Raw genomic sequence first — 11,725 nt, forward strand, 5'->3', positions numbered from 1 at the left:
TCGCCTCCGTCGGCTACCTCGTCTGGCGGGCAGTCGTCTAGCGGGGCGAGCCTCGCGCCTCGCCAGCATCTCCGTCTGCCGGAGCCGGGCTCAACGCGCTCGCCCGGCGATCCTCGGCCGGTCCCCTCACCGCCCCGGCGCCGGCGCCGGGCCACCCTGCGTCGCTGGTGTCACTGAGGGCTCAGACCCCCACTCCCAGATCAAGTCGATTTCATACACAGGCCCTAAGGCCCTGTGTATGAACCCCCAGCGGCGGAGCGTGAATGTCTGATCGTGCGATGGGCCGATTGGCACTTGACCCGGGCCAGCCGTGTCATAGTCTCGCCCTGCACTTGGGCAGTAGAGGATGAACATGCGTTTCCGCACGCTTCTCATCGTGATGTTGGCGTCGGCTCTGACGGCCTGCTCGGCGACGAGCACCACGCCTGAACCAGCCGGGTCCGCTCCGCCTCCGCCCCAAGCGCCGGCGGGGTGGGCTTCTGCCGGCTCATTCGGGGGTGCCGGCGGAACGGGAATGACCGCGATGTCCCTCTTCCTTCAAGAAGGGCCGGTCGCCGTGAGCACAGCTTGCCAGGGCAGCGGCGACCTGGTGGTCATGCTCTCGGGGTTGCCGCCATCCGACGCCCAGCCGGTCGTGGGCACTTCGGCGATCTTCCGGTGTGACGAGCAGACCGCGACCGCTCGCGTCGAGTTGACTGACGCACCCTCGGGGGACGTAAGGGTCTCGGCGTTCGTCGTCGAAGGGGGCGGGACCACTCGCCATGCGGCATACAACATCTCGGTCGAGCAGCCGCTGGGAACCGCCTCGCAGTGAGCCCACTGCGCGTTGGTCAACTTCGATGATGTAGGCCACCAGGGGCAGCCTGAACTCGAAATGCGACAGCTTCTATGGCGCGAATGGGCTATTCGGGATCAGGAGTTCATACACCGGGCCTAAGTGAACGGCAGACCCAAGTTTGGTGTCAGGTTGTCGCGTACTGGGCCGTGCTCTTGGCCGCCACCACCCTCGGCAAGTTTTCGCGGGCGGCCTCGGCCATCGTCGCGGCAATCGTGACGAAGTAGCCCAATGATCGTGCCTGCATGACCATCTCCATCAGGTGCGCGAGTATCCGTAAAGCACGCCAGAAGACGGGTGTATATGGGCTCCGCCGGCAGGTTCACGCCAGAAGCCTAGGGACCCGCCGGCGCGATGTCGTAGGGGCAGATGTGGAAGGCCTCGTTCAGATCCTCGCCTCCGCCGAGGCCGTCGAGCACGAGGCCCTCCCGACCGATGACGGTGCCCCACGGATTGACCACCACGGCGCGGCCGTTGACCCGCCAGGCGGCGATGCCAGCGGGCCAGAAGACGGGCAGCGTCTCGCCGGTCGCCACCGCTACCAGAATCAGCTCGTCTCCGGAGGTCGCGACCCGGACCGGCACCAGCAGGGCTGCCGGGCAGCCCGGCGTGAGACCTGGAGGGTCGGTGCGTAGGTGTAGGGCATGGGCGCCGTACGGCGGCGCCGGACCGAGGAACAGACGCGCGACGGCGGACGCAGCGATCACAACGGACAAAATCGCTGCAACCAATCCCCACCTTCCCCGGGTCACGGCCGCATTGTGATCCTCGGATCGCTGTCACATCAATAGTGGGCTGTGCGAGTGTGCGTGAATACACCATGAGCAGGGTCCCGGGGTGGCTTCTGCGGAGGTCCTCACGGCCCACATCCGCACAATGGGGTATCCACGTGAGCGCAGTAGGATGGGCGCATGCGGATGCCGAAACGATTCAAGGACATGCCTTGGTTTCGCATTCCATCGCGGTCGCGACATGCTGGTCCTGGCCTGGTTTCGGGACACGGTGGTCCTGACCCGGTTATGGAGATCCTCGTTGCGGAGATCCTCGATCCGGTCCTGGTCCCGCTCGGATTCGCGCCCGGCCAGGGCGGTATTGTTGGGGAACGCGGTCAGGTGATCTTCTGCCGAGGTGAGATCGACAGCCCAGATGGTGGTTGCGTGGATCTCGTCCTTGACGTCGAAGCCACGCCCGACTGGAAGATCACCGACGTCCGCTACTGGGGGTTTCCGAGCGACCGATGGCACCTCGACTTCGACCGAGGCGCCCGACTTGCTGATCAGCTGGCCGGCCTCGCGCAGACCCTCCCGGACGAGTTGGGGTAGGGGCGTTGCGCGCGGCGGCCCTACCGACACGGTGACCCAGTACAACGCAGGACTGGCTGGCGGCCGTGACCTGACTCTTGGGACGCCGACCCTACCTCAGGCCCTGCCGAGAACGATGAGCCGGGGGTGCACTCCTCGGCGTATGAACTTCAGGACGCACTGCCCCCGCTCCCAAGAGGCGATCGGCCGGAGAGGCGGCGCGGTGGCGAGCAGCTACGTCGGTGTCCGCCAGCGCCACGTAGCGCTTGACCATGTCCAGCGTGGCGTGGCCCAGGATGCGCTGCAGGCTGAAGGCATCACCGCCGTTGACCAGGTAGGCGTGCGCGAAGGTGTGGCGCAGGGTGTGCGGGCTGCAGCGGCCGGGGATGCCGGCGCGCAGCTTGAGGCGCCGAAAGACCTGCTGGATGCCGCGCCAGCCCAGCGCGCCGCCACGGCGCGAGCGGAAGATCACGCCGTCGGGTGCGCCATCATCCTGGCGCAGATAGCGCGCCAGCGCCTGCCGGGCGATGCTGCCGACCGGCACGATCCGCTCCCGCGCCCCCTTGCCCACGACCTTGACGCTGCCGTCGGGATGCAGGTCGGCGCTGCGCAGCCCGGCCAGCTCCGACAGGCGCAGGCCGGTGTCGAAGAACAGCAGCAGGATGGCCCGGTCGCGGGTCGAGGCGCCATCCAGCAGGCGGCGCAGCGCATCGTCGCTCAGCGGCTCGACCAGCTTGTGCGGCACCCGCGGCCGACGCAGCATCCGCAGCGCGCGCGCCTCAGCCAGCTCCTCGGCGGCGCACCAGTTGCCGAAGGCCTTCAGGCCGCGCACGTAGCCGGCCACCGAGACCGGCGACAAGGTCGCACGCAGGCCGAGCAGCCAGTCCCGCAGCTCAGCCGGCGCCAGCATGTCGAGCGGCCGATCGGCACCCAGATCGCGCCGCGCACGGCCCAGCACCATCCGATACCACTCGATCGTCTTGGGCGAGGCGCCCTCCGCGCCCTTGGCGGTCAGAAACAGCTCGATCGCTCGGCCGACGGTCAGCCGGACGACTGCAGAATCAGGTGCCCACGCGCCGCGTAGCCAAGAGTCAGGTGCCCAAGAATCAGGGGAGTCAGGTGCCCTAGCCATGATTCGTCCTCCTTGCCGAGGACGAGACAGAGGCCAAATACCACCACCCGTGGTATGGTCGAGAGCACGAATCCCACATGTTGTGGGATTGGCTGGGGCGGAAGGATTCGAACCTTCGATCTCCTGATCCAGAGTCAGGCGCCTTACCGCTTGGCCACACCCCAACAGTGCCGGCCGATGTTACCAGACCACCCCTGAATGACCGATCTCGCGTCCATAGGTCCGGGGACCACTAGCCCGGATTGGCGGTGGCAGTCCATCGAACCCATCGGTAGGGTTTTGGCATCCAGGCACCGCCCCAGTTAGAGGCCGGTCAAGACCGATGAGCACTGCAGTTGAACCCCGCGAATGGCGCCGCTATGGCCTCGGTGGGCCGCCGGAGCCATGGCAGCACGATGCCCAGCGTGACATCGATCGTCTGGCAACCTCGTATTACCTCGACGTCATGGAGTTGCGCAGCCAGATCCTCGCGTCGCACCCCGATGAGGAGGTGTGGCTGAAGGTGGAGGAGCTCCACACGACGGCCACCCGGCACAAGACGGAGATCGACTACACCCTGCGCCACTGGGCGACTCCGGTTGAGCGCGCTCGCGTGGCTGATCGGCTCGGCTCGATGATGCGGATCGCCCGTCGCCTGAACACGTTCCTGCATCGCCCGCACGGGCCACTCGGGGACGGCGACCCCGCGCCCGAGCCCACCGTCGCCTGAGGGCCACCCGGCTCTACACTCCGGGGCATGCCCCGCTATCCGCTCCTGGCCGACATCCTCGAGGCTCGAGGGCGCCTGCACGGCATCGCCCTCAACACGCCGCTCGAGGACTCTCCGACCCTCGCTTCCGAAAGCGGCGCAACCGAGCTGCGCCTGAAGCTGGAGATGCTCCAGCCAACCGGATCGTTCAAGACCCGCGGGGCCCATAACAAGGTCGCGCTGGTGGCCGCCGCTCAGCCGGACGCCGAGCTGGTGACGGCCAGCAGCGGCAATCACGGTATTGCCGTCGCCACCGCCGCGGCGCTGCATGGGATGCGGTTGACGGTGCTGGTCGGCGCGTCGGTCTCACCCGCCAAGCTGGAACGGCTGCGGGCGCTCGAGTCCGACAGCTGCGTGGTCGAGATCTTCGGCCGCGACTCCGACGACGCCGAGGCGGAGGCGCGACGTCGCGACACCGAGCGGATCGCGGTGTACGTGCCCCCGTACAACGATGCGGACGTGATCGCCGGGCAGGGCACGGTCGCGGCCGAGGTGCTCGAGGAATGGCCGGCCTGCGACGCCCTGGTGGTCCCGATCGGGGGCGGCGGGTTGATCGCCGGCATCGGCCTGTGGGCCAAGGCGCTCAAGCCGGGCCTGCGCCTGGTGGGGGTCCAGCCGTCGGCCTCGCCGCCGATGTACGCCTACCTGGAGTCGAATTCCACCAAGCCGATGCCGATCGCCCCGACCCTGGCCGACGGGGTTGCCGGCAACATCGAGCGCGACAGCATCACCTGGAAGATGTGCCGCCAGCTCATCGATGAGGTGGTGCTGGTCGACGAGGAGCAGATCGCCGATGCCATGCGCTGGGCGATCGAGGTTCACCACCTGGTGGTGGAGGGGAGCGGCGCGCTCGGCATCGCTGCGCTGCGGGCTCAGCTCGGCGGTCTCGCCGGTCGCCACGTGGCGGTGGTGCTCAGCGGCCGCAACGTGGACGCCGAGACGCTGCAGCGCGTGCTGGCGCAGGGGTAGCATCGGGCCGTGACGGAGCCGATTCAGCCACTGCAGTCCCGCGGCGGGAGCCGGGGCGCGGCCGTGCTCGGCGTGGCCCTGATCGTGCTGGGGTTGATCTTCTTTGCCGGCCAGGCGCTGAACATGGACATCGGCGAGGTGGCCTGGCCGTTCTATGTCGTTGCGCCCGGCCTGGCACTGGCGACCCTGGGCCTGACCCAGCGGCGCGGCTCGGGACTGACGATCGCCGGCAGCGTGGTGACGATGGTCGGCCTGGTTCTCCTCTACCAGAACGCCACCGATCGGTTCGAGAGCTGGGCATACGCCTGGGCGCTGGTAGGCCCCGGCGGCAATGGCCTCGGCATGCTGCTGTACGGGACCCGCAGCGGCGACCCCAAGATGGCGCGCGACGGCTTCCGGACGATCCTCGGTGCGCTGGGCCTCTTCGCCGTTGGGCTTGTCTTCTTCGAGGGGATCATCGGTATCAGCGGGGACCGTCTGCCGCTCCCCAACTGGGTGCTGCCGGTGGCCGTGATCGTGATCGGCGTGCTGGTCCTGCTGCGTGGCCTGACCTTCCGCGATCGCTCGGCACCGTCTTGGGGCGGCGCGGACGAGGAGGGCGGTGCGCCGGTCCCCAGCTCGCCGCCTGACGGCGAGCCGCCAGCGGAGGCGGTCGGCGCCACCCCCGCCGAGGAACCCCGGGCCGAGAGCTGAGCCAGGCCGTGCTGGAGGTCCACCCGGTCACTGCCGACCGCTGGGAAGAGCTGGCCGCCTTCTTCGGCCCTTCCGGCGCCTTTGGGCATTGCTGGTGCACCTGGTGGCGGCAGACAGGAGCGGAGTCCAGCAAGGGCGTAGAGAAGGGCGGCGCTGCCAACCGCGCGCTGATGCACGAGATCGTGAAGGCCGGCTCCGAGCCCGGCCTGCTCGCCTATCGCGACGGCCAGCCGGTCGGCTGGATCAGCGTCGCTCCCCGCCCGCAGTACGGACGCATCATTCGCTCGCGGCGGATCGGCCCTGAGCCCGAGGAGGCAGCCAACGAGCGCATCTGGTCGGTCGTCTGCTTCTGGATCCCGCGCAGGGAGCGGGGCAAGGGAGTCGCGAACGGCCTGCTGAAGGCGGCGGTCGACCACGCGCGTGCACGCGGCGCGGCGGTCCTCGAGGCATACCCCCTCGACACGGCTGGTGGGCGGCACCCGCCTGCGAATGTGTTCACCGGCACCCTGGCGATGTTCCAGCGCGCGGGCTTCAGGGAGGTTGACCGGCCGCGAGGCGCGCAGCTGGTCGTGCGGCGGGACCTGTAGCAGGGGGGCACGTATCCTTAGCGGCACCGTGGCAGACGAAGAGGCGACCGAGACCACGCGCATCGAGCGAGCCCTGGAGGGGGTCAACGCCGGCTACATCGCGGAGATGCAGGAGCGATGGCAGGCGGACCCCGCATCGGTCGATCCGGAGTGGCGGGCCATCTTCGAACCCGCCATCGCCCCTCCCACAGATGGCCAGGCGGCTGTGCCTCCACCGGCCGAGGCCTCCTCACCAGCAACCGATGTGGCCGCCCCGGTTCTCCCGGGTGGCGCGACGCCACTTCGCGGCCCCGCCGCGCGGCTCAGCCGCAACATGACCGCATCGCTCGCGGTCCCAACCGCCAGCAGCTTCCGCGACGTTGAGGTGGCGACGCTCGAGGCGCGGCGGCGAGAGCTCGTCGCACAGCTGACACCGCGCCGGGTCAGCTTCACGCACCTGATCGGCTTCGCCATCGCCCGAGCCGCGGCCGAGCAGCCCGGCATGACCGCCTACCACCTGGAGGCCGATGGCGCGGCGTATCGCGTCGATCCGGGCGGCGTGCACCTGGGGCTGGCGGTCGATGTCGAACGGCCCGATGGCGGCCGCTTCCTGGTGGTGCCGGTGATCCGCTCCGCCGAAGCGATGGACTTCACCGCCTTCCAGGCTCGATACGAGGAGCTGGTCGAGAAGGCGCGCGCCAACCGCCTCTCACCGGATGACATGGCCGGGGCCACCATCACGCTCACCAACCCTGGGACGCTCGGAACGACCGCCTCCGTCGCGCGGCTGATGCCGGGACAGGGCGCCATCGTGGCGACCGGCGCCATCCGGGACGTGGGTCCGGCGCGGGTCATGACCATCAGTTCGACCTATGACCATCGTGTCATCCAGGGCGCCGAGTCTGGCGCCTTCCTGGGGCGCATCGACGCGCTCCTGCAGGGAGCGGATGGCTTCTACGAGTCGCTCGGGCTGGAGCCGAGCGCCGCAACACCACCGCCCCCAGCTGCCGCAACGGCGGCCTCGACCGATGACCTCCGAGCGGTGGCGGCCGGAATGGCGCTTGTCCGCGCGTATCGGTCCTTCGGGCATCTCGCGGCCCGGCTCGATCCGCTCGGCAGCGAGCCGGTGGGCGACCCGGCGCTGGCTCCCGAGCCGCTGGGCCTGACGCCGGAGGCGATGGAACGCGTCCCGACAGACCTGCTGCGCATCGACGTGCCGGGGGCGACGCTGGCCGAGGCGCTGCCCGCCCTGCGGGCGACCTACTGCGGCTCCATTGCCTACGAGGTCGAGCACATCGCCAGCCACGACGAGCGCGTCTGGCTACGGCAGGCGATCGAGTCCGGCGCGCATCGGGCCCCCATGAGCCCCGAGGAGAAGCGTGCCCTGCTCGAACGGCTGACAGTGGCGGAAGGCCTGGAGCGCTTCCTGCACAAGGCCTACCTGGGACAGAAGCGGTTCAGCATCGAGGGCCTCGACACCATGGTCCCGATGCTCGACCAGCTGCTCGCGGGTGCGGGCGCCTCCGGTGCGCAGGACGTGGTGATCGGGATGGCGCACCGTGGACGGCTGAATGTGCTGGCGCACATCGTGGGGGTCAGCTACGAGGGCATCCTGGCCGAGTTCGAGGCGAGCCGCGGTGGGAGCGACGCCCTCGTTCCCAAAGGTGGGCTGGACGACGTGAAGTACCACCTCGGCGCGCATGGGACTTTCACAACTCCGGATGGCAAGGCGTTGCGTGTCACCCTGTCCCCCAATCCGAGTCATCTCGAGGCGGTCAATCCGGTGGTCGAGGGCCACGCGCGGGCGCAGCAGTCGGATCGGAGCGCCGCGGTGGCAACGGTCGATCCGGATCGGACGATCCCGATCCTGATTCATGGCGACGCGGCCTTTGCCGCTCAGGGGGTGGTGGCCGAGACGTTCAACATGGCGCGCCTGGCGGGCTACCGGACGGGCGGCACCCTGCACCTGATCGCCAACAACCAGGTTGGCTTCACCACCGAGCCCAGCGAGGCTCGCTCAACCGTCTACTCCAGCGACCTGGCCAAGGGGTTCGACGCACCGATCATCCACGTCAACTCGGACGATGCGGAGGCCTGCCTCGCGGCCGCGCGGCTCGCCTGGATGTATCGCGAGAAGTTCCACGGCGACGTGGTGATCGACCTGGTCGGGTACCGGCGCTACGGCCACAACGAGGGGGACGAGCCCGCTTATACCCAGCCGAAGATGTACACCGCCATCGCTGCGCACGCGAGCGTGCGCGAGCAATATCGGTCCAGCCTGGTCGATGGCGGAGTCGTCTCCGCGCAGGAGGCCGATGACTGGGCGAAGGCCTTCGCCAAGGACCTTGCCACCAGGCAGGCCGCCGTCCGCAAGCACGCGGAGCCGCAGCTCGACCGCGGCGAGGAGGCGATCTCCGCGGAGGAGTCGCCCGTGCCGATCACTGCCGTCAAGGCCAAGGTTCTGCGCGCCGTCAACACGGCGCTGCTGGCCACCCCCTCCGGCTTCACCCTCAACCCGAAGCTTGCCAAGCAGCTCGACCGCCGGCTGGCGGCGCTCGACGATCCCGAGCCGCGCATCGAGTGGGCACATGCCGAGGCGCTGGCCTTCGGCTCGCTCCTGCTCGAGGGCAGTCCCATCCGCCTGACCGGTCAGGACACCGTGCGCGGCACCTTCAGCCAGCGACACCTGGCCTTGCACGATGCAAAGAGCGGCGACGTCCACGTCCCGATCCACCACCTGCCCGGCGCACGGGCCAGCTTCGAGCTGCACAACAGCCCGCTCTCCGAATATGCCTGCCTTGGCTTCGAGTACGGCTACGCGACCACGGCGCCCGAGGCGCTGGTGCTGTGGGAGGCGCAGTACGGCGACTTCGTAAACGGGGCCGAGATCATCGTCGACCAGTTCATCATCGCCGGGCTGGCCAAGTGGCGGCAGACCTCGCGGCTCACCCTGCTCCTGCCACACGGCTACGAGGGATCGGGGCCTGAGCACTCATCGGCGCGCCTGGAGCGGTTCCTGGCGCTCGGTGCCGAGGGCAACATCCGGGTCGTCTATCCCACTACCCCGGCGCAGTACTTCCATGTGCTGCGCCGCCAGGCCCGCCACGGCGACATGCGCCCGATGGTGGTCATGGCTCCGAAGTCGCTCCTCCGCCTGCCGCAGGCGGCATCCCGTCTGGCCGACCTGACGGATGGCGCGTTCGCATCGGTCCTGGACGATCCCGCCGTGGCGGCAGCCGATGCCGTCCGTCGCGTGATCCTGTGCAGCGGCAAGGTCTACTACGACCTGGCCGGCTCGGAGCTGCGCGCGGAACAGTCCGACCTGGCGATCGTGCGCTGTGAGCGCCTGTATCCGTTCCCCACCGACGAACTCGAGGTCGTGCTCGCCCGCTATCCGGGCGTCGAACGAGTGGCCTGGGTCCAGGAGGAGCCGCGCAACATGGGCGCCCGCAAGTTCGTGCTGCCCAAGATCCGGCACCTCGTCCCGTTCCGGATTCCGCTCGGCGATATCAGCCGGCCCGAGCGGTCACGTCCGGCGGAGGGCTATCCGGCCGCGCACCACATCGAGCAGGCGCGCATCGTGCGAGAAGCGCTCACCAGCTAGGGATGCGATTCACCACGTAGCTGGTGCGTCGGGCAGAGGACACTATTCAAGTCGTCCTCCGATCCCTCATTCCCTCGGGGACTCGGCGGTCGGGCGGAGGCGACGCACCCGCGCTTCGGCCCTCACTCCAGTCGTCCTGTGAATAGCCCGCGTTGCCTCGCCCCGGGGCAGAGCCCGCAAGTCTTCCTATACTCGGCCGATGCCTCCGCACCTCCCGCTCTTGGAGCGGTACCGGGACCTCCTCGCTCGGCCAGGCGAAGCCTTCCCGATCACCCTCGGCGAGGGCGGCACCCCGCTGGTCCACGCCTCACGGCTCGGCGCGGAGCTGGGCCTCGACGCTCTCTACCTGAAGTTCGAGGGGACCAACCCGACCGGCTCGTTCAAGGACCGTGGCATGGTGCTGGCCGTCAACCGGGCGGTGGCTTCGGGCGCGCGGGCCGTGGTCTGCGCCTCGACCGGCAACACCGCTGCGTCGGCGGCAGCCTACGCGGCCGCTGCCGGGCTCCCCTGCCACGTCGTCCTGCCGGCCGGCAAGGTGGCCCGCGGCAAGCTGGCGCAGGCCCTCGCCACCGGAGCCCGACTCATCACGGTCGACGGCAACTTCGACCAGGCACTGGCAGCCGTCAGGGCGCTCGGCGACGAGGGGAGTGTCGCCATTGTCAACTCGGTCAACCCGGATCGCATCGCCGGGCAGCAGACCGGGGCGTTCGAGATCGTCGACGAGCTCGGCCGGGCACCCGATGCTGTGGCCCTGCCGGTCGGCAACGCGGGCAACATCACCGCCTACTGGGCCGGCTTCGTACGCTACGCCGCCTCCGGCCGGACTGACGGCCGCCGGCCGCGCATGCTCGGCTTCCAGGCCGAGGGCGCGGCACCGATCGTGAACGGGGCGCCGGTCGAGTCGCCGGAGACGGTCGCCACGGCCATCCGCATCGGGAATCCAGCCTCCTGGGAGGGAGCGGTGGGCGCTCGCGATGAGTCCGGGGGACTGATCGAAACGGTCAGCGACGAGGAGATCCTCGCCATGCAGCTGCGGATTGCTCGCAGCGAGGGCGTCTTTTGCGAGCCGGCCTCGGCGGCGGGGGTCGCGGGCGTGGCGCGCCTTGCCCATGAGGGAAGGCTCGGCCGCGCGGAGACGGTCGTCTGCATCCTGACCGGGCACGGGCTGAAGGATCCTGACGCCGTGGCCGGGGAGGAAGGCTCGCTCTCGCTGGTCGCAGCCGACGCGGCGTCAATTCGTAAGGCAATGCGCCTCTAGCCCAGGTGGGATTGGCTCTAGACTCGACCCATGGCCGACGCTCGCCCGCGCTGCCCGTGGGGAACGGGCGATCCTCTCAACCTCGCCTACCACGACACCGACTGGGGCGTCTCGATCCACGACGATCGGCGCCTCTTCGAGCTGCTCAGCCTGGAGGGAGCGCAGGCCGGCCTGACCTGGATCACGATCCTGCGCAAGCGCGAGGGCTACCGGCGCGCCTTCGATGGCTGGGATCCCGAGCGCATCGCCGCGTACGGGGCCGAAGACGAGGCTCGCCTCCTGGCCGATCCCGGGATCGTGCGAAATCGGGCCAAGATCAGGTCCGTCATCGGGAATGCAGGAGCCTACCTGCGCCTGACCGATGCGCCGGGTGCCTTCGACCGCTACGTGTGGTCCTTCGTGGATGGGACGCCCGTCGTGAACCGATGGACTTCTATGAGCGCGGTCCCCGCCGAGACGGATGCCTCACGAGCCCTGTCGCGGGACCTGAAGAAGCGCGGCTTCTCCTTCGTGGGGCCGACCAGCGTGTACGCCTTCATGCAGTCCGCCGGCCTGGTCAACGACCACCTGGTCAGCTGCTTCCGTCACGGCGAGGTCTAGCGCCCGGCCGTCCGTATAC

Annotated in this window: 12 protein-coding genes and 1 tRNA gene; 9 read left to right on the forward strand and 4 right to left on the reverse strand. The window is 69.3% G+C overall.

The genetic code is table 11. The features are described 5' to 3' along the window. Positions 1 to 514 precede the first annotated feature (514 nt). Entirely contained in the window at positions 515 to 814 is a 300-nt protein-coding gene (locus tag WEB29_08660; protein MEX2137000.1) for a hypothetical protein, read from the forward strand. 148 nt (positions 815 to 962) lie between these two features. Here the strand turns inward: WEB29_08660 and WEB29_08665 are convergent, their stop codons facing one another. Both WEB29_08665 and WEB29_08670 read right to left on the reverse strand, forming a co-directional pair. Beyond that, positions 963 to 1,094: a hypothetical protein gene (locus tag WEB29_08665; protein ID MEX2137001.1), complete on the reverse strand. Its 132-nt coding sequence runs from the start codon at positions 1,092 to 1,094 to the stop codon at positions 963 to 965. 76 nt (positions 1,095 to 1,170) lie between these two features. Continuing rightward, the gene (locus WEB29_08670; GenBank protein MEX2137002.1) at positions 1,171 to 1,419 is read right to left on the reverse strand and encodes a hypothetical protein; all 249 of its coding nucleotides are present in this window, start codon (positions 1,417 to 1,419) and stop codon (positions 1,171 to 1,173) included. Between the two features lie 435 nt (positions 1,420 to 1,854). Between WEB29_08670 and WEB29_08675 the strand changes: the two genes are divergently transcribed. After that, complete coding sequence (locus tag WEB29_08675; GenBank protein MEX2137003.1) at positions 1,855 to 2,157, forward strand: hypothetical protein; 303 nt, start codon at positions 1,855 to 1,857, stop codon at positions 2,155 to 2,157. A gap of 91 nt (positions 2,158 to 2,248) precedes the next feature. On the opposite strand, the gene WEB29_08680 is transcribed toward WEB29_08675, so the two are convergent. Next, a complete protein-coding gene (locus WEB29_08680) occupies positions 2,249 to 3,268 on the reverse strand; it encodes a tyrosine-type recombinase/integrase (protein ID MEX2137004.1) in 1,020 nt (339 codons plus the stop codon). An 89-nt stretch (positions 3,269 to 3,357) separates the two neighbouring features. Then, positions 3,358 to 3,432 (reverse strand) — tRNA-Gln (locus tag WEB29_08685). 158 nt (positions 3,433 to 3,590) lie between these two features. On the opposite strand from WEB29_08685, the gene WEB29_08690 reads away from it, so the two are divergent. From WEB29_08690 to WEB29_08720, 7 genes are all read left to right on the forward strand, one after another. Then, positions 3,591 to 3,977: a hypothetical protein gene (locus WEB29_08690; GenBank protein ID MEX2137005.1), complete on the forward strand. Its 387-nt coding sequence runs from the start codon at positions 3,591 to 3,593 to the stop codon at positions 3,975 to 3,977. Between the two features lie 27 nt (positions 3,978 to 4,004). Then, positions 4,005 to 4,985 carry a pyridoxal-phosphate dependent enzyme gene (locus WEB29_08695; protein ID MEX2137006.1) on the forward strand — a complete coding sequence of 327 codons (981 nt, stop codon included), beginning with the start codon at positions 4,005 to 4,007 and terminating at the stop codon, positions 4,983 to 4,985. A 9-nt stretch (positions 4,986 to 4,994) separates the two neighbouring features. Then, entirely contained in the window at positions 4,995 to 5,678 is a 684-nt protein-coding gene (locus WEB29_08700) for a hypothetical protein (GenBank protein MEX2137007.1), read from the forward strand. Positions 5,679 to 5,686: 8 nt separating this feature from the next. Further along, positions 5,687 to 6,265 (forward strand): GNAT family N-acetyltransferase, encoded by a 579-nt coding sequence (locus WEB29_08705; GenBank protein ID MEX2137008.1) that lies wholly within the window; start codon positions 5,687 to 5,689, stop codon positions 6,263 to 6,265. A 28-nt stretch (positions 6,266 to 6,293) separates the two neighbouring features. Beyond that, on the forward strand, positions 6,294 to 9,848 hold the full coding sequence (locus tag WEB29_08710) for a multifunctional oxoglutarate decarboxylase/oxoglutarate dehydrogenase thiamine pyrophosphate-binding subunit/dihydrolipoyllysine-residue succinyltransferase subunit (protein ID MEX2137009.1): 3,555 nt from the start codon (positions 6,294 to 6,296) through the stop codon (positions 9,846 to 9,848). A gap of 199 nt (positions 9,849 to 10,047) precedes the next feature. Continuing rightward, complete coding sequence (gene thrC / locus WEB29_08715) at positions 10,048 to 11,106, forward strand: threonine synthase (protein ID MEX2137010.1); 1,059 nt, start codon at positions 10,048 to 10,050, stop codon at positions 11,104 to 11,106. Positions 11,107 to 11,136: 30 nt separating this feature from the next. Then, positions 11,137 to 11,706, forward strand: coding sequence for a DNA-3-methyladenine glycosylase I (locus WEB29_08720; protein MEX2137011.1), 570 nt, complete (start codon positions 11,137 to 11,139; stop codon positions 11,704 to 11,706). Positions 11,707 to 11,725 lie beyond the last annotated feature (19 nt).

It is taken from the genome of Chloroflexota bacterium, from assembly GCA_040902225.1.
GTDB lineage: Bacteria > Chloroflexota > Limnocylindria > QHBO01 > QHBO01 > CF-167.

Coding starts and splice junctions, on each gene's coding strand:
- WEB29_08690 (MEX2137005.1), top strand. CDS start 3,591: ATGAGCACTGCAGTTGAACCCCGCGAATGGCGCCGCTATGGCCTCGGT.
- WEB29_08675 (MEX2137003.1), top strand. CDS start 1,855: ATGGAGATCCTCGTTGCGGAGATCCTCGATCCGGTCCTGGTCCCGCTC.
- WEB29_08695 (MEX2137006.1), top strand. CDS start 4,005: ATGCCCCGCTATCCGCTCCTGGCCGACATCCTCGAGGCTCGAGGGCGC.
- thrC (MEX2137010.1), top strand. CDS start 10,048: ATGCCTCCGCACCTCCCGCTCTTGGAGCGGTACCGGGACCTCCTCGCT.
- WEB29_08680 (MEX2137004.1), bottom strand. CDS start 3,268: ATGGCTAGGGCACCTGACTCCCCTGATTCTTGGGCACCTGACTCTTGG.
- WEB29_08720 (MEX2137011.1), top strand. CDS start 11,137: ATGGCCGACGCTCGCCCGCGCTGCCCGTGGGGAACGGGCGATCCTCTC.
- WEB29_08660 (MEX2137000.1), top strand. CDS start 515: ATGACCGCGATGTCCCTCTTCCTTCAAGAAGGGCCGGTCGCCGTGAGC.
- WEB29_08665 (MEX2137001.1), bottom strand. CDS start 1,094: ATGGAGATGGTCATGCAGGCACGATCATTGGGCTACTTCGTCACGATT.